This is a genomic window from Paenibacillus sp. OK076 (assembly GCF_900110055.1).
Classification (GTDB): Bacteria; Bacillota; Bacilli; order Paenibacillales; family Paenibacillaceae; genus Paenibacillus.
Genome location: NZ_FOCH01000001.1, coordinates 2,191,264 through 2,211,883, shown reverse-complemented (window position 1 = coordinate 2,211,883; position 20,620 = coordinate 2,191,264). Strand labels below are relative to the sequence as shown.

Annotated in this window: 20 protein-coding genes and 1 riboswitch; of the genes, 4 read left to right on the top strand and 16 right to left on the bottom strand. The window is 45.2% G+C overall.

Going from position 1 to position 20,620, the window contains the following annotated elements; all coding sequences use genetic code 11:
* Positions 1 to 149 precede the first annotated feature (149 nt).
* The 4 genes from BMY78_RS09950 to BMY78_RS09935 form a co-directional block, all read right to left on the bottom strand.
* Positions 150 to 1,550 (bottom strand): family 43 glycosylhydrolase, encoded by a 1,401-nt coding sequence (locus BMY78_RS09950; protein ID WP_090897456.1) that lies wholly within the window; start codon positions 1,548 to 1,550, stop codon positions 150 to 152.
* A 56-nt stretch (positions 1,551 to 1,606) separates the two neighbouring features.
* Positions 1,607 to 3,361: a glycoside hydrolase family 2 protein gene (locus BMY78_RS09945; RefSeq protein ID WP_305729127.1), complete on the bottom strand. Its 1,755-nt coding sequence runs from the start codon at positions 3,359 to 3,361 to the stop codon at positions 1,607 to 1,609.
* Between the two features lie 362 nt (positions 3,362 to 3,723).
* Complete coding sequence (locus BMY78_RS09940; protein WP_090897453.1) at positions 3,724 to 4,674, bottom strand: glycoside hydrolase family 43 protein; 951 nt, start codon at positions 4,672 to 4,674, stop codon at positions 3,724 to 3,726.
* Positions 4,675 to 4,849: 175 nt separating this feature from the next.
* Complete coding sequence (locus BMY78_RS09935) at positions 4,850 to 5,809, bottom strand: ArsR/SmtB family transcription factor (RefSeq protein WP_090897450.1); 960 nt, start codon at positions 5,807 to 5,809, stop codon at positions 4,850 to 4,852.
* A 207-nt stretch (positions 5,810 to 6,016) separates the two neighbouring features.
* On the opposite strand from BMY78_RS09935, the gene BMY78_RS09930 reads away from it, so the two are divergent.
* The gene (locus BMY78_RS09930; RefSeq protein ID WP_090897446.1) at positions 6,017 to 6,292 is read left to right on the top strand and encodes a hypothetical protein; all 276 of its coding nucleotides are present in this window, start codon (positions 6,017 to 6,019) and stop codon (positions 6,290 to 6,292) included.
* Positions 6,293 to 6,475: 183 nt separating this feature from the next.
* Complete coding sequence (locus BMY78_RS09925) at positions 6,476 to 7,135, top strand: hypothetical protein (RefSeq protein WP_090897443.1); 660 nt, start codon at positions 6,476 to 6,478, stop codon at positions 7,133 to 7,135.
* A gap of 68 nt (positions 7,136 to 7,203) precedes the next feature.
* On the opposite strand, the gene BMY78_RS09920 is transcribed toward BMY78_RS09925, so the two are convergent.
* Positions 7,204 to 7,809 (bottom strand): TetR/AcrR family transcriptional regulator, encoded by a 606-nt coding sequence (locus BMY78_RS09920; protein ID WP_090897441.1) that lies wholly within the window; start codon positions 7,807 to 7,809, stop codon positions 7,204 to 7,206.
* Positions 7,810 to 8,090: 281 nt separating this feature from the next.
* Between BMY78_RS09920 and BMY78_RS09915 the strand changes: the two genes are divergently transcribed.
* Entirely contained in the window at positions 8,091 to 9,530 is a 1,440-nt protein-coding gene (locus BMY78_RS09915) for a DHA2 family efflux MFS transporter permease subunit (RefSeq protein WP_090902273.1), read from the top strand.
* Positions 9,531 to 9,564: 34 nt separating this feature from the next.
* On the opposite strand, the gene BMY78_RS09910 is transcribed toward BMY78_RS09915, so the two are convergent.
* From BMY78_RS09910 to BMY78_RS09890, 5 genes are all read right to left on the bottom strand, one after another.
* On the bottom strand, positions 9,565 to 9,999 hold the full coding sequence (locus BMY78_RS09910) for a TetR/AcrR family transcriptional regulator (protein ID WP_090897438.1): 435 nt from the start codon (positions 9,997 to 9,999) through the stop codon (positions 9,565 to 9,567).
* 49 nt (positions 10,000 to 10,048) lie between these two features.
* Positions 10,049 to 10,582: a GNAT family N-acetyltransferase gene (locus BMY78_RS09905; RefSeq protein WP_090897434.1), complete on the bottom strand. Its 534-nt coding sequence runs from the start codon at positions 10,580 to 10,582 to the stop codon at positions 10,049 to 10,051.
* A gap of 50 nt (positions 10,583 to 10,632) precedes the next feature.
* Entirely contained in the window at positions 10,633 to 11,304 is a 672-nt protein-coding gene (gene tenA, locus BMY78_RS09900; protein WP_090897431.1) for a thiaminase II, read from the bottom strand.
* A gap of 121 nt (positions 11,305 to 11,425) precedes the next feature.
* Positions 11,426 to 11,524: riboswitch (TPP riboswitch) on the bottom strand.
* A gap of 46 nt (positions 11,525 to 11,570) precedes the next feature.
* On the bottom strand, positions 11,571 to 11,861 hold the full coding sequence (locus tag BMY78_RS09895) for a hypothetical protein (RefSeq protein WP_090897429.1): 291 nt from the start codon (positions 11,859 to 11,861) through the stop codon (positions 11,571 to 11,573).
* Positions 11,862 to 11,883: 22 nt separating this feature from the next.
* The gene (locus BMY78_RS09890) at positions 11,884 to 13,014 is read right to left on the bottom strand and encodes an NAD(P)/FAD-dependent oxidoreductase (protein WP_090897426.1); all 1,131 of its coding nucleotides are present in this window, start codon (positions 13,012 to 13,014) and stop codon (positions 11,884 to 11,886) included.
* Positions 13,015 to 13,256: 242 nt separating this feature from the next.
* On the opposite strand from BMY78_RS09890, the gene BMY78_RS09885 reads away from it, so the two are divergent.
* Positions 13,257 to 14,072, top strand: coding sequence for an AraC family transcriptional regulator (locus BMY78_RS09885; protein ID WP_177185696.1), 816 nt, complete (start codon positions 13,257 to 13,259; stop codon positions 14,070 to 14,072).
* Here the strand turns inward: BMY78_RS09885 and BMY78_RS09880 are convergent.
* The 6 genes from BMY78_RS09880 to BMY78_RS09855 all read right to left on the bottom strand — a co-directional run bounded on the left by BMY78_RS09880 (position 14,069) and on the right by BMY78_RS09855 (position 20,495).
* A complete protein-coding gene (locus BMY78_RS09880; protein WP_177185695.1) occupies positions 14,069 to 14,710 on the bottom strand; it encodes an HAD family hydrolase in 642 nt (213 codons plus the stop codon). The genes BMY78_RS09885 and BMY78_RS09880 overlap by 4 nt on opposite strands.
* Before the next feature lie 47 nt (positions 14,711 to 14,757).
* The gene (locus BMY78_RS09875) at positions 14,758 to 15,351 is read right to left on the bottom strand and encodes a DUF1349 domain-containing protein (protein ID WP_090897415.1); all 594 of its coding nucleotides are present in this window, start codon (positions 15,349 to 15,351) and stop codon (positions 14,758 to 14,760) included.
* Positions 15,352 to 15,416: 65 nt separating this feature from the next.
* The gene (locus BMY78_RS09870; RefSeq protein WP_090897411.1) at positions 15,417 to 16,661 is read right to left on the bottom strand and encodes an MFS transporter; all 1,245 of its coding nucleotides are present in this window, start codon (positions 16,659 to 16,661) and stop codon (positions 15,417 to 15,419) included.
* Positions 16,662 to 16,745: 84 nt separating this feature from the next.
* Positions 16,746 to 17,777 (bottom strand): zinc-dependent alcohol dehydrogenase, encoded by a 1,032-nt coding sequence (locus tag BMY78_RS09865; RefSeq protein ID WP_090897408.1) that lies wholly within the window; start codon positions 17,775 to 17,777, stop codon positions 16,746 to 16,748.
* Positions 17,778 to 18,026: 249 nt separating this feature from the next.
* Positions 18,027 to 19,307: an aminotransferase class III-fold pyridoxal phosphate-dependent enzyme gene (locus BMY78_RS09860; protein ID WP_090897406.1), complete on the bottom strand. Its 1,281-nt coding sequence runs from the start codon at positions 19,305 to 19,307 to the stop codon at positions 18,027 to 18,029.
* 33 nt (positions 19,308 to 19,340) lie between these two features.
* Positions 19,341 to 20,495 (bottom strand): glycosyltransferase family 2 protein, encoded by a 1,155-nt coding sequence (locus BMY78_RS09855; protein WP_090897403.1) that lies wholly within the window; start codon positions 20,493 to 20,495, stop codon positions 19,341 to 19,343.
* Positions 20,496 to 20,620: the final 125 nt, after the last annotated feature.

Here is a 20,620-nt window from a genome sequence, read left to right as displayed (position 1 = left end):
TGGTTCCTCCCATATCGTTTATAGGGGAAGAATATCGTACTTTTATGAACTGAATATGAATGGAATCAGAAAGTTTTCAATTTCAAAACGCAAAACCCCGCCAAGGTCCAAATGGACCTCAGCAGGGTTCAGATCGGATTTATGATTCTCTAATTTGCAGGTTTGATATCAAAGAAGTCCAATTCTCCATATCCTTCACCTTTGGAGAAACGAATTTTGTTCACACCAGCCTTTAGCTGAACTCTCGCTGTAGACAGCCCCCAATTCTCCCATCCCTTGTTCGTAATGTAGAATGGGCTGGCTGTACCTTCATTCACACTCAGCAGCAGATTGGACCATTTTCCACCTGCTGTGCCATTCGCCGTCCTTGCCAGAAGAATATATTGCCCTGCAGCTGCTGCATTGACGTTAAATTCTACATAGCTGTCCGCCGTATCGATATGACCAGCTTTCATGCCGCCTGAACCAGAAGGACTCTGGGACGCATAAGCAATCCCCCCAAAGGTTCCCTCTTCTCCTTCATATCGAACGATTGACTTTTCTCCCGAAGGTAAAGCAATAGGTGCGTTGGGATTCACCGGTGTACCCAAGTTCGGGGTCTTGTCAGCATTCCAGGCGAACTTCTGTAGGCGAATCTCACGATTCCATCCGGAATTATTGGATTTCGCTGTATGATATATGATCCAGTCCTCAGTCCCATCAGGCGATTTCGTAAAAGAATGATGACCTGGACCATACAAGCCGTTGCCCGATTGGAAGATAGGCTGACTGCGCTTGTTCCAGGATGCCGGATTCAGCAAATTGCTTGAGGCGTTGGCGGTAATAAGCCCCAGACAATAGTCGTTGGTCCAACTACCACTTGCTGAGTAGACTAGACTGATAACTCCGTTTCGAACGATTACCTGCGGTCCCTCATTTACATTCGGGGAATGATTGGTTTCCCAGGCGTAGGTTGGTCGTGCAATTTCCACGCGATTTGAATCGATCGTCCAGGGATTGGTCATATGGGCAATGTACAGATTCTGCCTTACATTCGCATCTGCTTCCCAACCCGACCAGATGAAGTAGAGCTGTCCATTCACCTGTAATACCGTCCCGTCGATGGCCCACTTGTTGGTGGAGTCCGTAATCTGTCCTTTGTATTGCCAGATTCCCTGTGTAGGATCAGCTGACGTATTTTCCATAACATACATGCGGTGATTGACGTTGTCTCCATCATCCTTGGCATAATAGATGTACCATGCACCGTTGATGTAATGAAGCTCAGGGGCCCAGATGCCGCAGCAGCCGGTATTCACCACTGTGGTTGGAGCGGCATCAATGGTCGTTAATTGAGCTGACTTCCAGATGGTAACGTTGCCACCTGTTGTTTTGGTGAAATAATAGAACCCGTCTGTGTGCTTATAGACCCATGGATCTGCTCCATCTTGCATCACGACATTGTAGAAGTTATTTTGCACGGTGGCTGCATGCGTCGTCTGTCCCATTGGGAAAATAAGAAATGCACATAAGGCCAGCAACCATTTGTTCCTGTAATTGATTAGTTTCATCTACAGTCACGCTCCTTAACGGATGATGGATCATGCACGCAACTAACCTACAACGTTCAATCTTCAATGGCAGCCTTGCGGGAATTAATGCGACGAATCGTTTCCGGGTCGAATTTAGGACGACGGTCATAAGTGTACAGTCCATTCACTTCCTGTTCCACATCGTATAGCTGGGTATAACAAAATCCGAACATGTTCGGATGGTCCAGCAGGACGTTGGTTAAGCCCTCATAACGTGCAATGAAAGCTTCTTCGGATTGCGGTCTGTCCCCGTAGCCCCAAGCTTTCTCATCTTGCTGATCGGGATTCCACCAGATACCGCCATACTCGCTAATAAAATAAGGCTGGCCCTCATACGTCTGCCGCTCCGGAAACGTATTGAACACTTCCCCGCCGCTTTTCATCGGTTCATATCTGGCCCGGAACGTTTCCGGGTTCTGATCATAGTCATGCAAATCGAAGATATCCGTCACCACATGAAAATTACCGCTGGTATCAATGACAGGACGTGTCGGGTCCATACGTTTAGTCATCTCATAGACAATGCGGAGCACATCGTTATCCTGCCGCGTTCCATCGCGATCCCACGTTTCGTTGAACGGACACCAGCCGATAAGCGATGGATGATTGAAGTCACGTTCCATACCTTCAATCCATTCCGGCAGGAACCGGGCAAGGCTTTCGGTCGTTGTAATATCCTGTCCCCAGTTGGCATGTTCTCCCCATACCAGGTAACCAAGCTGGTCAGCCCAATACAAGAAACGTGGTTCGAACATCTTTTCGTGCAATCTCGCTCCATTAAAGCCAAGCCCCATGGAGATCTCGATGTCCTTGCGCAGATCCTCGTCGCTGGGTGCCGTGTAGATGCCATCCGGGTAAAAGCCCTGATCCAGCACAAGCCGCTGAAAAACGGACTTCTCATTGATGCGAAATGCCATGCCATCCAGCCTTACCGTCCGCAGTCCGAAATACGAGCCTACTGTATCAATGGTCTGATCCTGCCCATGCAGATTTAACTCCAAATCATACAATCTGGCATTGCCCGGCTCCCATAAATGGATTTCGGATAATGGGACAGTAAGCTTCACAACAGGTCCATGAACAACCGCTGTTGCCGATCCAACATCCTTGCCGTCAAAGCGGGCAGTTGCAGCCAGTTTCCCTCCAGCAGCGTTACCGCATATTTTCACTTCCAGGTGCACACATGCATTATCCGGGTCAGCGGCGACTTTCATGTCGGAGAGATACACCTCTGGCACCTGCTCCAGCCACACCGTTTGCCAGATGCCGGTCGTCCGCGTGTAATCGCAGCCATGCGAGTGGAATCGTTCGCTCTGCTTGCCTCGCGGCTGAAGTCCTGAACGCACATCGTCTTCTGCATAAACTGTGACTACATTCGTCCCCGACGCAACATACGGTGTGATATCGAAATGGAATGACGAATAGCCTCCCCGATGTTTACCAACGGCTTTTCCATTGACCCAGATCTCGGCTTCGTAATCCACAGCGCCAAAATGGAGCAAAATGCGTCCATTCATCCAGGCATCCGGGATGGAGAACTCACGTTTATACCATACTGCTGCCATAAAATCGGTATAGGCCACCCCGGACAGTTTACTCTCTGGACAGAATGGAACAGTGATTGTTCCAGAGAGGTGATGTTCGGACTGTTCATAACCTCGTTCTTTTCCACTTTTGCCATGATCCATTTCGAACTGCCAAGTTCCGTTCAGATTGATCCAATCGTTACGTACCCACTGAGGGCGAGGGTATTCCGGGCGTGGTGTCAATGTCATCTTGTCTTTATTCATACGTAAATCACTCCTATTAACCTTTGATTGAACCGATATATGATTTTCTGGATTTGAATCAAATTATAATTACACAATAATTAGATGTCAACGTTTTCAATTTATTTTCTTGTAATAAAATATATCTGTTATTATTACTTACATCTCCTTCAAACAACATGATAAAGTTATTTATCAACTGGATCAAACCATTAAAACGCTGTTACAATGCGGTAAAATCCAGTTCAAAGCCAAAAAAAATTATTACTTTCTTGGTCTATTGAAAACATTCGTTTTTATCATAACATTTATCTATTTCGTTTTTAATTACAAAATATTTGTAACTATAGGCATACCCATCCCCTATTCTTGAGTCTTATGTCTTACTCTCCCGATGGAATTGGGAGCGCATGATCATCGCTGAAAGGCACACCAAAATCAGGTGTTCCATCCCTGTTCCATTCAATTTTTTGTATGCGTGTTGCCCGTAAGCCGGTATCAGCACCCGGTGCCGGAAGAGCATGAAATACGATCCAGTCCTCCAGACCATCCGGTGATGTAGTAAAGCTGTTGTGCCCTGTCGCATATACACCATTCTCCGCACTCTTCCGAAAAACGGGCTGTGGTGACTTGATCCATGATGAGGTCAGCATCGGATCATCTTCTTCATTCATGGTCAACATGCCAAGTGCATAATCATCCGACCAGGTTGTGCTGGCCGAGAAAATCAGAAAAACTCGTCCATTGCGAAGCAGCGTAACCGGGCCTTCATTAATCGCCATCCCGCCTTGCTTTTCCCACGAAAAGGTCGGAGCTGTTAACAGCACATGGTCACCTGTCAGAGTGTAAGGATTAAACATCCGCATTATATAGATCGCTGACCCATAGTCCGGAAAATGACCGTAGCCTGCGTACAGAAAATAGAGTTGACCACCCAGCTTCAGCACGGTACCATCCAGACCAGGGACAGGAGTGTCCAGAGCCCCCTTCCATATCCACTCGCCATCCATGGGATTTGAGCTTTCATTCTCCAGCACGCAAATCCGCCGTGAATCGTCCCCTCCCCCATCATTGGCGGTATAGTAGATGTACCATTTCCCATTCAAAAAATGGATTTCCGGCGCCCATAAATGATGGCTGTAACGCCCGCCAGGCTCCGGTGACCAAATGATTTTTCGCATCCCTTCGTCAATCTGAGATAGTCGGGTGGATTGTATAAGCTCCAGGTAATTAGAACGTGTCCGCATAAAATAATAATAACCATCGACATGCCTGTAGACCCATGGGTCTGCGGATTGCAGTGCCACCGGGTTACGAAATGTACTGGTTTTCATCTTTTTCCTCTCCCTTCCTGTCGCGCTATTTTCTATTATCTGGCAGGATTTGTTTGCAGACAACAGTGTTATTTCATCATAAGCATGTGAACGGGACTTGGATATACCTTCACCCTGCTCCAGATGAAACAAGTTTGGTTTAAACCGCTCGATACTCACGATAAATGAAGTACCGTTATTTGGCATATCTCGGATGCTTATCACCCGCATTCATCGTATACCTTACCTGCATAATAATGTTCTGTTCATGATCTCCGAACTCATGCCCAAACAGATTCATGCCTCCCTGATGTCTGGCATCCGGATGGATTCCAATGCGTAATCTTAACTTGGGTTTATCCTCCAGATCAAGATCTGACAGGGACACATCCGAGATTTTCTCCTGATCCAGCATGGTCTTGTTGCTGTCCACACGCCATTTTTTGAGAATGCCATATTGTGTGGAACCATCAGACCACCAAGCCGGATTCAGTTTACCACGGCGGTAGCCCAAATCTCCGGGACTAGTCCACATCCCAATCTCAGTGCCATTCACCCAAACGGAAATATCCGAGGGCCAATCATTGTTATAGGTCGCTACTTCAGAGCAGATTTCCATGGATAATTCCAAAGCTTCAATCGTTGCACCTTGCGGAATATCCATAGGAAGCAAATATTCCAGATAACCTTTTGCCAGCCAGATGATCTGAGCGTCAATATGCTTGGGATGATAGAAGCTCGCCGGATCGTCTTCCTTGAGAATCATTTCCTCCGTACTCGCCATGCCACATGTTGGCTCAACTTCACAGTCGCTGTAATGCCCTATCGGCATCTGTACTTCATAAACATTCGTCTCCCGTGCGGGAAAGGATCTTACCCGATCCAGGGCAATATGAATATCATCATAATTGCGGCTGCAAACCTTCATGGCCCCGCGAGAGGCCGGGAGCATTTCCGTATGTATTAAATTCGCTGCCTCCAGCACTTTAATATGGTTGGCTACCGTTGACACCGGCAGGTTAAGTGCTTCTGCAATTTCGATAATGTTTAATTTGTTGGCATTTAAAAGCTGGAGAATGTCAATCCGGGAACGAGTTGACAGGGCATGTGTTACAGTTACCAGTTTTTCCGGGTCGTTAAAGCTGAGTTCCAGCACGTATTTGCTCTCCTTTGGAAAATATTAATTAAAAATAATTCTACTGAATAAGAGGAATAAACACAATGTTGCCATGAGTAAATCATGCTTGCGAAAGAAAGCATTTGAGAACATTTTCCACGTAATCTTTTCTATAGTAAAGGCAATGAATAGAAGTAATCTGCATTTCTTGCATTTATTGCATTTCTTTCGAAAGGAAGGTTAAACGTGATAAGTGAAATCAACAGCTGGATTAGGCATATTGCTTCTAACTATATATTGATTATTGCGGCAGCTTTCATTTTCTTTGCGATTAAGGCTGTAATTGGATTCTATACCTACAAGCATTACAACAAACAATTGGACCATCTTCACCATAAAGTCGATCTGCTCATTCAGGAGCAGCAGCTTCTCGCTCAGCAGTTTTCCGTTCCTAACGAAAACAGAGAAATAACGCAAAAAGAAGACCACCTCGAGTCTTCATCGCAAACTCCTCTAATGTGAGCTTCTATCTTTTATCCATTTTTAACCACATGAGAAGCAAATGAAAGCATCATTTATACAGGATTACATACAGTCAGGGATGAACATGTCTAAACTTAATACGTGGACCATATGGTTTACTATGGTATGCTTGAACACTAGACTCATTCTTTGCACATCGGGGTTTCGTTCGGGAGGGATACAGTGAATTGGATACGTCCAGTGAATAGAGGGGAATCTGTCTTTAAAGTTAAAAATAATCGCATTATCTACTTTGCAAAATTATCTATTCCACTCAATGCCCTTATCGCAGTTGGAAAAATATTTTTGGGAATCTTCTCGCTCTCCTTCTTTTTATGCATTAACGCCTTTTATAATATCGGCATCGCTGTTGCCAAATATTACGCAGCAAAAGCACATGAGGACTCGAATCTTACTGATTCCAGCCCGGAGGATATTCTAAAGAAACAATACGCTGCATACCGATTTATAGGCAATATTGTACTCGCTTCAAGTGTGGTCTACATCATCTATTGCAGCAAGTTATTGTTCTTTACAGGCAGTAGGACGCATTACCCTCACTATGTCGCCTTCATTATAGCTGCCGTTACTTTTACTGAAATCGCCGTTTCTCTTGGGGGCGCCATTATGGCGAGACGAAATAATGAACCGGTCATCGAAGCCATCAAACTGACGAACTTCTCCTCATCATTGATCTCACTTTCTTTAACACAAACTGCAATCATGTCATTTTCCTACAAAGGAGATCCTACCTTTTACAATGGACTGTCCGGAATCATTTTTGGTGCTCTGGCAGCACTCATCGGGCTGTATATGATATTACGAACTCCGACAGTAGAATAGCCCTTTTATAATCTGTTGAAAAGACATCCGCGTATAGTTGAGCCTGACTATAGCTGGATGTTTTTTTGTTAAATCAAATCATTGTAAGAATACGCACGAATTAATGAGAACTGTTTAGCTAGAAAATGCGGTGCATAAGGCATGTCATTGCGAAGCCAGGATACAATGGTACCAATCAGGGCTGAGGAACTGTACCAGATGGCGATCTCCTTATGAATACCCGCTTGTGCAAGAGAGTTCCCCAGCTCCAAGCTTTCGATCTTGGCCGAAACGAGTTTCGATAGCAATTTCAACAGCCTCTCCGTAAAAATAGGCGTTCGTCTGGAAGCGAGAACGACGCGATAGAATTTGGAATGGTCAGCAAAGTGTTCAAGCAATTTCACTAGCACTGGCCAACCATCGTCTTTGGCAGCATCCTCAAATTGAGGAGCATGTTCCTCCACAATGCGTTCAATGTTCTCAATCATCTCATCCGCCATTTTCTCCATCATGTCTGTGATATCCCGATAATGCAGATAAAAGGTCACCCGATTGATCGTCGCTCGTTCTGCAATTCGATTGACGGACAATTTCTCGATGTCCATTTCCTGCAACAGATCTACAAAAGCATCACGAATCAACTGTCTTGTACGAAGTATACGAGGATCTGTAGCAGACTTCTTATCGTTTTTCATGCAAAATCACTCCTCAAATTTTGAAAATTACAATTTTAAATGATCAGTCGTTTATTTCCGAATTAGACGACATATTTTATTATTTCGTAAAATAAGCAACGAAAATACCCAAAATCGTAAATTGTAATCTGCGGGAATATGTATATAATTCAATAGATACAATGTAAACTATACAACACGTTGTAAATTTAGTCACGTGTGGATTGAAAGGATGGAATGGATTGAGTCAGGCTAGATTAAAAGAAAGAGATGATGTAAAAAAGGGCCCCATACTGTTTGTTATGATTTTGGGTGCATTTCTTGCCACATTGAACCAAACCGTTATGAGTGTGGCAACGCCGGAGCTGATGGGTGATTTTAATATCTCAGCAGCAACAGCCCAATGGTTTACGACAGGCTATATGCTGGTGAATGGAGTCCTCATTCCCATCACAGCCTATTTCATGCAACGCTTTTCGACACGGCAATTATTTCAAGCTTCGATGTTTATTTTCCTCATCGGTACGATTATATCTGCCCTTGCGAGTAATTTCGGTACATTGTTAACAGGACGTATGGTGCAAGCAGCCGGTGCTGGTATTATCATGCCATTGTTGATGCATGTCATTCTTACCTTGTTCTCTCCTGAGAAAAGGGGCGCCGCGATGGGTATGGTCGGTTTTGCCATCATTTTCGCTCCGGCCATTGGGCCAACCCTTGCTGGTTATATTCTTGAGCACTACACATGGCAAACGATGTTTTACGGGATGATTCCACTAACCGTTATTGTTATTGGTTTTGCGTTTGTATATCTCAAAAATGTATCTGAACGGGTCAAACTCAAATTCGATACGCTCAGCGTACTGCTGTCCACGATTGGATTCGGCGCATTGCTGTATGGCTTCAGCCGGGCGGGAAGTCTGGGATGGTCAAGCGCAGAAGTCATCATATGCCTTGCAGCAGGAGTTGTTGCTCTTGGACTGTTCACATGGAGACAGCTCGCGTCTGCAAATCCCCTGCTCGATCTGCGGGCTTTCAAGTATAATATGTTCTCTCTGACCACGATCATTAATATCGCGATCACGATGATCATGTATGCTGATATGATGTTGCTTCCTTTGTACCTCCAAAATGCACGGGGTTACACGGCATTGGAGTCCGGATTATTATTGCTTCCAGGGGCGCTTGTCATGGGCTTCCTGATGCCAATAACAGGTAGATTGTTTGACCGGTTTGGCGCAAAATGGCTGGCGATTATCGGGATGGTTATCACGATCGTAACCACTATTGGTTTCATTGATCTAACCGATTCTACCAGCTATACCTACCTTGTATTAATGTCAACAGGTCGTCGTATTGGTATGGCCCTGCTGATGATGCCAATCCAAACGGCAGGTTTGAATCAACTGCCTCCAAGACTTGGGCCACACGGTACAGCAATATCCAACACCGTCAGACAGGTAGCTGGCGCTGTGGGTACTTCATTGCTTGTAAGTGTAATGACCAGTCGCACAACGGCACATGTACAGGATATGGTGGCAACGGGGGCAGCCAAAGGCTTAACCCAGCAGCAGTTGGGAATGGAATCCATGATCCAGGGAATTAATGATGCTTATGTTGTCATTATCGGCATTGCCGTTGTCGGATTGCTACTTTCCTTCTTCATCAAACGTACCAAACAAGCAACGGAGGAAGACTCCAAGCAGCCTGTAAGACAAAAAGTCTCGATGAATACAAATTAAGAACAGCATTTACATGAATTACATCATGTAGAGCCTATTGTATCGTATACCAAAAGCGGCAGATCAGGACCCTAAGTTTTACGTCCAATCTGCCGCTTTTTTGTGTATGAAATAATAAAATAAACCGTAGCCTCTCCACTGAAGTGAGAACTTCCGCGCTAACGTAGAATAACTCCACAACCAGCTTTGTTTCTGGCAACATCATCGGGACCATAATCTGATCCACCAGTAGATCAAAATCGGAAGCATAGCTTTGGCTCTCCAAATCTTTGCGAATCATCATGTCTTCCTGTACACGCTGCTCCAGAATGGCAAGAATACAATCATCCTTTGAACCAAAGAATTTGTAAAATGTTCCTTTGGACACACCTGACTCGTCTAGAATCATTTTTATGAAAGTGTTGGTTACTCCATGTTTCTCAAAGAGCACAAGTGCTGAGTCCAATAACATTTGTTTCCGTTTATTCATAAGTTCCCTCTGGATGAGTTAGGCGGTTCACGTTACGATATTCAACACTCTACTGCAAATCCACTGCAAACATCACATGTTCCTTCCAAATTCCCTTGATTTTAATATTCTGACGGTCCGTTTCCTGGAAGCCCGCTTTACGCAACACTCGAATTGATCCGGCATTGTCGGGAAGTGCACCTGCCTCCACTCGTTTTATTCCCCCGTCATTCACGGCAAAATTAAGTGCTAGCCGCAGAGCTTCACTCATGTATCCCTTACCATTCTGGGCCTGATCAAGCACATAACCAACAATCCATTTGCTGATGGAATCCAGTTCAAGTTCGAACAGAGAGATCTCCCCAATAAGCTCATGCGTATGGTTCAGGAAGATCCCGAAAGAGTACCGTTTCCCTTCTTCCCTCGCCTTGTTCCAGCCTTCAAGAAGGGCTAACTGGCCCTCCAGTGTATAGAATGTCTCTGATCGTTCACTTGCCGATATCTCTTCGAAAACAGCCCGGTTACGGAACTGCAAATCCAGCAGTGTCGGTGCGTCCTCCACGTTCAAAAATCGTAAATAGATGCGTTCCCCATGATTGTTCATCTGTATGTTCATCCTTGTCTCTGGTTGTAATAGATTTGAGATTTCATTCATCAGAAGTACGAGAGTTGCTGATTATAAGCCATTTCCCAGAACAGATATTCAAATTCAACACTTCTTCTGAATATGTCTTCAATGGCCTCCAGTTCCTGCTCGGTTTTATGTTCACATAATGCATCCAGTGTATCATAGAACCATTCGAATGAGTCGCGGAATTCATCACTTGCATAATTTTCGATCCACGTCTGATAGAAATTGCCCTCTAACGAATCTCGATATTGTTCTTTTAATCTTGTGGCATAGTCGTAATACGTCCACGCACAGGGGAAAATGACGGCGATGATTTCGGCAACACCACCTGTTTGTGCAACACTCATCATATTCGACGTATACGCCTTGTTGTACAGAGATGGTTTGACCGTATGATTTTCATCCAGCGTAATCCCAAATCCCTTCATATAATTTCGATGCAAATCCATTTCTTCGTACAGAATAGCGTGTTGAATCACCGTAAAGTTCGTCATCAGTTTTTCATCTGTCGCCTTCACCGCACCCATGGCAAAAATCTTCGCATATTCAATCAGATAGGTATAGTCCTGAAGAAGATAAAACTTAAACGCTTCCTGATCCAGTGTGCCTTTCCCCATTTCGTGTAAAAAAGGATGGTTGTATCCATCTTCCCATACGATTCTGGACTTATCTTTTAACGTTCTCGAAAATGACATGATCATTGCTCCTTTTATTAAAATCATAATGTCCCCGCTTCACACCCAGCTATCGCGTTCTGTCCCCCAAAATGCAGACCAAAAAGCCCTTGACCTATTTTCGGCAAGGGCAAAATAACATGAGTACATGTCATTTGCTCCCTACGTCAGTATTAACTAACAGGTTCAAAGGGTCAGGTTTTAACCTTCTCAACTGCGAACAGTCCCCCTGCAAATAGCTCAGGCTTATTACAACATGTGTTTTTCCAAATGTCAAACTATTCCTATTAATCTTCAAGTTCCCCTAAATCTTCTTGCAAGTTCTTAAGTCGGGTCCGGATATCCTTAATCATCCTTTGCAATCTGTTTAACTCATCCACCCATTGTTGCTCATTAGAGACGTTCGTCGTTGAAGTTAAATGATACGCCGGAGACGTCCTCAACTTGTTTAAATCCGATTCGTATGCCCGCCGCTCTTCCTCGGCCTTTGCCAATTCCTCCTCGGCGATGGCAATCTGGTGCTCCAGATAGATGATATCTGAGGAGTAGCCGTGAGATAAGCGCTGTGAATATGTCATAGTTCACCTCATTTCTGATTAATCATTTCTGATCAACCATAGCTTTTCCAAGGTCATATGGCTGAATATCGATATCTAACTCCATACCAAGAGCCAACATGGCCAGTTGACTTCCAATAAAAGGCCCCATCGTTAAACCGGAAGCTCCAAGCCCGTTGGCTGTAATCAAGCCATTCCAACCTGGGACAGCACCCATTACCGGAAGAAAACCTGGTGTAAATGGACGAAATCCTACTCTTACTTCCTGAAACGTGCTATCAGCTAAACCGGGAGCCAGTTCCAATCCTTTATTCAAAATTTCCTGCATTCCGCCTGCGGTTACTCTTGTATCGTATCCTTCAATATCATTTTCGTGAGTCGCTCCGATCACAATCTTCTGTTGATCAAAGGCTAACAAATATTGATCCGAAGGAGGCATGACTACAGGCCAGTTCCCAGTGTCCTTTCGATCGTGAACCTGCAAGTGCATAATTTGTGCCTTCTGATAATGAACCTTAAAATCAATGCCCAAGGGCTTCAACAGTTCATTAGCCCAAGCGCCAGCACACACAATAACCTCGTCAGCCGATATGACTTTACCGTCCACAACCACTCCAGTTACTCGTTCCGATTCATATTGAAGTGTCGCGTCACCATTAATCAGGACCGCTCCATTTCGTTGAGCCGATCGGATTAACGCATCACGCAGCGCACGCCCGTCAATACGCGCGGCTCCGCTGATGTAGACTGAATGAAAGCTCTCCTCCAGAAGAGGAAAACGCTCATGAGTTTCTTTTGCATCTAGACAGGTAATATCGGCAATCTCCGGTGCATCTTCTTTACGAAGGTGTGCCCTCTCCTGCATCTTGTTAATTTTGTCCACATCCGTATGAATACTAAGAGCACCCACTTGAGCGTAACCTGTTTCCGTTTCCCCTTCACTCTTGAGTTCTTCAATCAACCCGGGATAAAAACGTGCACCCGCCTTGGCAAGCTGATACCAATCCTGATTACGGCGCTGAGATAACCAGGGAGAGATGATCCCGGCAGCAGCATCCGTAGCCTGCCCTCGATCTTTCCGGTCTATAAGAAGAACTTCCGCACCCCTTTTTGCCAATTGATACGCTGTGGAAGCCCCAAGAATTCCTGATCCTACGACGATGACTTTCTTCATGACTGCATCCCTTTCCTAAATCACTGTATCCATTATAGCGTATACTATATGGTCTGATAATGGCAAAGCATCGACATGATGATACGTGTTCCTAAAAGGTTTTCGATAAGTGGTTCATCGAAGTGAATAGACCGTTTAAATTAATGTCATTTATGTAATATAATTCAAATCATGTTTCTTTTAACGCTGTATCTTCGCCATTTACGCACACGACCTTTAACGAAATGAGGAATAACACAACGATGCCGAAACCTAGTACGGGGAATTCACTGGATACCGATATGCCGCTTATGATTACAGGTCAAAATCAGCTGACTGTAGATGAATTAATGAATTGGAACGGTCATTCACGGGATTACAGTATTGTGCAGTGTATCGGGGGAACAGGGAAAATCACAGCCCAAAATCATGAGTTTTCAATTCGGGAAGGAACAGCTCTTATTCTGTTTCCAGAGGTGACATATCGTTACGACAATCTGAGTGATTCATTGTTGTTCGATTGTCTGTCTTTTAATGGCTATTTATTGCCCCGGTTTCTGCATACCTTGCAGATCGGGGAGCTGCGCGCCTTCAAGCCGGATGGAATGCTTCATATCCTGTTGCATGAAATAACGTTGGCGCTGCAGTCCCGACACAAGGATCAGATCTGGCACGTATCCGCATTGCTGTACATGCTTCTGGTCAGGTTAACGATTGATGGCGATCGTTATGGTACTTATGAACGCTCGGATGCCCGATTAAAGCTGGGCGGACTAGTTACTTTTATCAAGCAAAATTATGATCAGGATATCTCGCTCTCCATGCTGGCTCAGCAAATGGACGTCACCGAGCAGCATTTGAATCGGATATTCAAAAAGGAATTCCAAATGACTCCGCTTGATTATCTGACACGATATCGGTTATTGAAAGCGAAGGAAATGCTTGTCCATGACGCCGGAATAACGGCCCACGAGATTGCTCGGGCTGTCGGTTTCAACAGCGCCAGTTATTTTGGATCCGTATTCAAAAAATATGAAGGGATCTCTCCTATTGAGTTACGCAAGCAATACCAGGGTTAAAGAATCTCCATCGTAATCTCTGCCAGCGAGGTTAACCGCAGATCATACTTCGAGAATTCCAAATTACGTGTTACCTCGTTAGGCACAATGACACAGCGAATTCCCGCGGCTTTGGCTGCCTTCAGTCCATTCGGCGAGTCCTCGAACACAACCGCTTCGGATGCCCCGATCCCGAGACTCTCCAGAGCAAGCAGATACAATTCCGGGTCCGGTTTGACCCGCTTCACATCCTCAGCTGTATGAATAACATCGAATAGTTCGAAAATGCCGAGTGTACGCAAATAACCATGAACCCAATCCCGGGTAGAGCTGGAAGCAACGGCAAGCCCAATCCCTTTTTTACGGGCAGACTGGAGCAACTCATGCACGCCTGGAAGAATTGCTGCCTGTCCAAGGTAGGCTTCGTATTTCTGTTCAGAGAGCAACTTGATATGATCGTGATCGATCGGTTTTTGCAGCGCTTGCTCCAGATATTGAAAAGGATGAAATTCTTCAAATGATGTCCCTACGTTCTTCGACCATAGCTCCAGGCCAAGTTCAAGTCCATGCTCTTTATAAATATCGCGAAAAGCATAGAACCAAGGTGTCTCCGTGTCCACAATCAGTCCATCAAAATCCAAAATAAAAGCTTTTACCATTCCGCTTCTCTCCCTCCAATGATCAGCCGAATGGCAGGGAGATGGGCTTAGAAGCGTGCAGTCACGTCCGGACGGGTAACATTCATCGATAAAAAGTGACAGGTGCATCCCGTTCCGGCTGGTGACTGTCCAACAACTCCAGCCCGAATCTCCCCCTCTATCGGCATGCCGAAATATCGAATTAATTTCCACTCCACCCCATCGGGTGAATAAAAGAATGAAATGCAGTCCTCCACTTTACGTATGCGCAGATAAGGATTGGTTACGGGAACTTCAACCGAATTGCAATCGTCGGATGAACCTTCCTTCGTTACTACCGACACAATGGTAGCCGCTTTTCCATCATATTCAAAACAAAGCTTGCACCAGTTTCGCTCATCCGCCATCACCATCAAACATCCGGAATCATATTGGTGTTTCATGTCCACGGTTAGCTGGGTCGTCATTTCAAAATCGTTAGGCACCGGCATCGACAGAAATGGCGCGGTTGCACGGATATGCTTACCCGCTGGGTCCTGGAAAAAGTCCGTATCAGCCTGAGCTTCTACAATTAGAACGCCTTGATCGGTATAAGACCAGGTCTTCGGCTCATTAATCCAGTTCATTTGGTTTCTTGTTTCTGTTGCAAATACGTTTGTCATTTCTATGCCTCCCAGGTTCATTTTCTGTATTATATATTCGTTTCATATACAGAAAACCCCTTCTCCTACATATTTTTGTAAGTGCTAATCACTTGGGAGTGTTTCTGAGGATCAGGGAGGAATAACATAATGACCATGAGTACGATGTAAAGTGCAAGAATGACACTGAACAACAGCACGGGATTATAGTGATACAGCAGACCTGTCAGGTAACCTGATGGAATCGCTGTTAACGTCATGACGGTCTGCACCGCCGAGAACATATCCGCTTTTTCATGTGTACCTAATCGGTTCATAAGCAGTGAGTCCCGATACGTTTGCAAGATGAAATTGCCTGCCGCCAGTACAATTAGAGTCAGAAATAACATGGCTATATTCCCCGCAGGTATCAACAGAAAAAGTATTGCCCCCACTGTACTCAAAATGATCGAGAAACTGACATACTTTTCTTCTGAACGCCGTTTCAGACGCGGGATAATGACTAAATACAAGAGCATGACGGTTACAGCGGTGACGACCGGGATAAATGATATAATCTGATCATTGAAGTTTAACTGTTCCTTGAAAAAAATTACCTGGAAAAAGTTCAACTGCAGGATCAGATTGGATAGCACCGTGATCAGAATAATCGGTAAAAGCCTCCGTTTATAGAACGATTTGCCGAAAAGTCGCAGACTGGAAGCCAGACTCTGGATCACCCGGGTTTGGCTATGCATTCCCATAAGTTCCTTCCCTACTGCGGTCTCATCCGTATATCGGTTGCGAATGAAGAACATGACGGTCATGAGAATGCCACCGACAAAATAAATACTGGCCAGTGTTGGCACAATGCCAAAATCGGCAATCACTACCCCGGCGATCGGTGTCAGTACTCCAGCACCCGTAATGATCATGTTGAGAATGGCGAATACCTTGGATCGCTTGTGTTCCTCAACATCCTCAATAATTAGACAGTTGAAGGAAACGGTCACAAATTTGGAGGTTGCATTCAGCAGGTAAGCGATCAGAAACAACCAAAAGTTCTGGGAGAAAGCCCAGATGAACATGGGAACACTCCAGGCAATCAGATCAAAGATCAGCGTTGTTCGCTTGCGCCCAAGCTTATTCGTGATTGAACCTGCAAATAACTGAAATATAAAGGCAAAATAAAGATTCACCGAATTGATCAAACCAATTTCAATATCCGAAAGTCCGGCTTCCTTCATATATAAAGGAGCATAAAAAAGAACAATCGTGCCCGGGATGGCCCACACCGGTTCAAGTAAGATGGAGTACCGCGGATTTCTCGGCAAATCCTGTAGCAGCTTCAATCGATATCTCCCCCCTTTTCTGCGGTGTTTCACCGCTGCGAATACCTGCTTTTCGCAGCGGCAAAACCGCCAATATCTACATGCTTACAAGATCAGAGCTGTTTTAACCGAATTCATGGGCAATTTCTCTCCGGTACGCAGATGATATCCGATTGTCCCATTGAATGCCTGTTCATAATCACTCAGCAGTTCCGTAGAGGTAACCATTTGCTCCAGTTCCGGAATACTTTGTGCAAATTTCAATGCTGTACTGATCATCGAGTGATTAGCTACCGCACCAATGATACTAATGCCATCATTAATCACGGCAGTTGATTTAAACGTCACTTCATAGCTGTCGTCATAACCCATAGGAATGATCTTGCCGCCTTTGGCAATCATCTCAAATCCTACATGCAGCTGGTTACCAACCGCGTCCACTACAATATCAAACTTCTTGTTATTATTGATCTCGTATACTTTATCCAGTGTCAGATCCTGAGGATAGAACACATGATCCGCGATCTCTGAAGCGAACTCTTTGCGGAATGGATCAACTTCCGTGCCTACAGTAAGCCTTGCCAATCGTTTGCTCACAAGCTGACACAAGGAACCTATTGCACCAGAACCGAGGACCAGTACAGAGTCACTTGGCTTAGTCCCTGCTTTCATGAACGTCTGAAGTACACATCCGAGTGGTTCGATCATCATGGCCGTTTCCCAACTCATGGAATCCGGTATGGGGTAGATATATTTCTCGTCCCCAACGTAATATTCTGCAAAAGTACCGTGAGTGGTCATACCTACTTGGTAGTCATCAAAGTTTTCGCAATAGATGAACAAACCTTCACGGCAATAGGAGCAGGTACCGCAAGATTGCGTGGGATCAACCAATACCCGATCACCCACCTTGAAACCACGAACTTCGTCGCCCACCTCAACCACTGTACCTACACCTTCATGACCAATAATCGTTCCTTTATTCGCCGGAACTTTGCCTTTGACAATATTCAGGTCTGTACCACAGATGCCTGAACCATAGATTTTAATCTTTACCTGGTTTGGCTTGTGTATGGTTGGCTCCTCAATATCCTGGTAAGTCACCTGTTTAAGATCCTGATATACGAGTGCTTTCATTGAATATTCCTCCTAGTCGATGTTTTATATAAGTTGAAATAAAGATTTTACACAATCCACTCCGATGACAGAACAACCTTCCAATCGCTGTTATCCCCAGATTCTTTAATTCCTTTTTTTAAAGGGGAACATCCGGGGATAAAGGCGAGCGCTCCGCTTTTTCAGGTTTATTCTGTCCTCTCCGTTCACGTGTAAATGAATAGTTCAACGAATATAATTTGAATAAAATTTTAAACGTTTTCGTAAATCTCAATTCGAAAGGTGTTCCTGTTTCAGCATCTCTTTCCAGTCGGAAAGTGTCTGCAAGAGAGCTTCCTCCACCCATAGCAATTCTTCCCGTGTATGTGCATCAGAGAAAATTAAGTACCCTTTGGTAAAAATTCCGAAGTGGGCCATTCGTTTGACCATAAACTCACGGAAAGGATCGGTATGGAAGTTTTCCTCCGAAATAGAGCTAATGGAGAAGCTTGCATAGGTCCCCTTCAGCACCAATTGATCGGTTAATCCAAGAAGCACGAGTTCAGCTTCGATCAGATCCATAATCCGAATGGTAGCCTCGCGCCAGCTAGGCCATACTTTAGCGCTTTTCATCAATCGCTCACATGCAATCGCTGCCGCGAGTGCAGTGGTCTCGCTGGAATGGGCGTTGCTGAATCTGACCTGTCCTGATAATGACATCAAATGTTCCGGTCCCATTACGGCTGCGAGTGGCAGTCCATTCGCCATACCTTTGGAAATACAGAGCAGATCCGGCCAGATGTCATACTCCCCAGCTGTAGCTTGCTTGCCCATTCGAATACCGGAGGTGACTTCATCAAATATGACAATGATATCCAATGACCGACATAGGGATACAACTTGCGCCAACGGCTCACGTTTCCATTCATTTGGACAAAGGACAATGCAGGCGATATCCTCGGGAGAGGATTGGATTTGGGCCTCGATACGCTCTTGTGAGGGCTTGTCTATCCAGATCGTTGTGCGCTCGATATCCACGGGGATGCCTCGCTCTTTCGTTTCGCGGCCATAGTATCCATAGGCAGACCAGTCATGCCACCCATGATAGGCCGTCGCGATGACCCTGCTTTTGCCACTTCCCGCACGAGCCAGACGTACGGCTCCACTAACTGCATCGGCGCCGCTTTTGGTGAATCGCAATGAAGGGTAGCGGCCTTCAAACCGCTCCAAAATCAGTTCAGCGCATTCAAGTTCAATGTCAGCAGGAATCGAATAACTTGTCCCTTTTTTCAGCTGATGGATAACGGTCAGTTGAACTTCGTGCCGTGCATGTCCCCATGGCGCCGTACCCATGGCCATCTCACAATCCAGCCATTCATTTCCATCGATATCTATAAAACGGGAATTGCGTGCTTCTGCGCAGCATACGGGTGTATATCCCGGAAATAATCGCTCTGGTGCTTTGGCTAACGTACTGCATCCGCTCGGAATGACCTTTTCGACATGTTCCAACCACTCCAGATTCCGTGTAAACCTTACGGCACGATCCAGCGTGCTCTCTTTTGATTTCACCTTTGGTTCCTCCCTGTTTACTTGGTTTGTGAGTTAGCGAACTTTGGAGCCAGGCCAGCAGCCGTCATATATACGATCCATGGTGATGACATTGCCATACAGATCAATGATCAGATCTTTAGCCCGATGAGCGTGTCTCATCTCGATCCAGTAACGGTTTTCCAGCAACCGGGCGAAATTGTCCACCAGAAACAGTAATCGGTTCTCGCTATGAATCAACTCCTTGCCCAGAACCTGCGGCAGCCAGATAGCACCATTAGAGTTAAAGCGGTTGGAATAGTCACGTACCTCAGCAACAGGTGCAATGTCAGCTTCCTCCAGCTTGGTCCAGAACGTTTCCGCGTCACTGCGAACCTCTGCAAGATCAATGCCAACGATCGGCAGATGCTGATATTCACTCTGGCTATCCATTTGTTCTTTCAGATGACCGAATACGAATGGCCAAACATCGGCCTCAATTTCCCCACCCCACTTTTTCCAGAAACGTGCCAGATTGTTTTTCCGGTTGAAGTTGCGGTGAATGCCACTGCTCCGTTCCCAGTGATAGGCGAGAATATTCGGATTAATGACCGTATCATATCCGGCTGACCGTGCTCGCATCTGATAATCAAAATCCTCATATCCGTTAAAGAACTTCTCATCCAGCTCGCCTACCGTTTCATATACTTCCCTCTTCATGCCGAACATGGCGAATACAACAAGCTGAACTGAAAAAGTTTCCTTCGGAATATCATCAGGCGATGCGTTCAGGAATAAGTGGCGGCCAATTGTATCAGCAAATGCAATACCACAATGCTGCACACCTCCCGTTTGCGGATAGAGCAGAACACCGCCAATCATACCGATCGTAATGTCGCTGTCCATCGTCTCCTTCATCATTGATTGCCAGTTCGGTTGAAGGATCGTATCGGAATCCAGAAAGAAAATATAATCACCCTCTGCTCGCCGAAGTGCGCTGTTGATTGATACAGCACAACCGAGTGGAAAATCATGCTGAAGAATTTCAATCGTTACCCCTTCTCTAACCTCTTGTTTCAGTTTCTCCAAATGCTGTAAAACAGCAGAACCGGAACCATCGTTGATAAAAATGATTTGAGTGGACGGGCTGACGGTCCGCAGCAATGAATCCGTAAACAGGTTCAAAATGTTATAGTCCTGGTTAACTGGCACTATAATGGTGTAAAGCATGGAATCCCTCCTGTTGGATATGATGGAATGCGTGCAAAAGCGAGTTGAAACGGTATCGCGTTTAGTGCGGATTATCGACCTCCTTGTCGCAAATTCGCTGTCTTAATTTGGTAATAATTTGAATC

Excerpts from the sequence above, each read along its gene's own strand:
- BMY78_RS09915 (WP_090902273.1), top strand. The coding sequence starts at position 8,091 with ATGATTTTGGGTGCATTTCTTGCCACATTGAACCAAACCGTTATGAGT.
- BMY78_RS09875 (WP_090897415.1), bottom strand. The coding sequence starts at position 15,351 with ATGACAAACGTATTTGCAACAGAAACAAGAAACCAAATGAACTGGATT.
- tenA (WP_090897431.1), bottom strand. The coding sequence starts at position 11,304 with ATGTCATTTTCGAGAACGTTAAAAGATAAGTCCAGAATCGTATGGGAA.
- BMY78_RS09880 (WP_177185695.1), bottom strand. The coding sequence starts at position 14,710 with ATGGTAAAAGCTTTTATTTTGGATTTTGATGGACTGATTGTGGACACG.
- BMY78_RS09920 (WP_090897441.1), bottom strand. The coding sequence starts at position 7,809 with ATGAAAAACGATAAGAAGTCTGCTACAGATCCTCGTATACTTCGTACA.
- BMY78_RS09895 (WP_090897429.1), bottom strand. The coding sequence starts at position 11,861 with ATGACATATTCACAGCGCTTATCTCACGGCTACTCCTCAGATATCATC.
- BMY78_RS09950 (WP_090897456.1), bottom strand. The coding sequence starts at position 1,550 with ATGAAACTAATCAATTACAGGAACAAATGGTTGCTGGCCTTATGTGCA.
- BMY78_RS09945 (WP_305729127.1), bottom strand. The coding sequence starts at position 3,361 with ATGAATAAAGACAAGATGACATTGACACCACGCCCGGAATACCCTCGC.
- BMY78_RS09905 (WP_090897434.1), bottom strand. The coding sequence starts at position 10,582 with ATGAACAATCATGGGGAACGCATCTATTTACGATTTTTGAACGTGGAG.
- BMY78_RS09910 (WP_090897438.1), bottom strand. The coding sequence starts at position 9,999 with ATGAATAAACGGAAACAAATGTTATTGGACTCAGCACTTGTGCTCTTT.
- BMY78_RS09940 (WP_090897453.1), bottom strand. The coding sequence starts at position 4,674 with ATGAAAACCAGTACATTTCGTAACCCGGTGGCACTGCAATCCGCAGAC.
- BMY78_RS09890 (WP_090897426.1), bottom strand. The coding sequence starts at position 13,014 with ATGAAGAAAGTCATCGTCGTAGGATCAGGAATTCTTGGGGCTTCCACA.
- BMY78_RS09885 (WP_177185696.1), top strand. The coding sequence starts at position 13,257 with ATGCCGAAACCTAGTACGGGGAATTCACTGGATACCGATATGCCGCTT.
- BMY78_RS09865 (WP_090897408.1), bottom strand. The coding sequence starts at position 17,777 with ATGAAAGCACTCGTATATCAGGATCTTAAACAGGTGACTTACCAGGAT.
- BMY78_RS09855 (WP_090897403.1), bottom strand. The coding sequence starts at position 20,495 with ATGCTTTACACCATTATAGTGCCAGTTAACCAGGACTATAACATTTTG.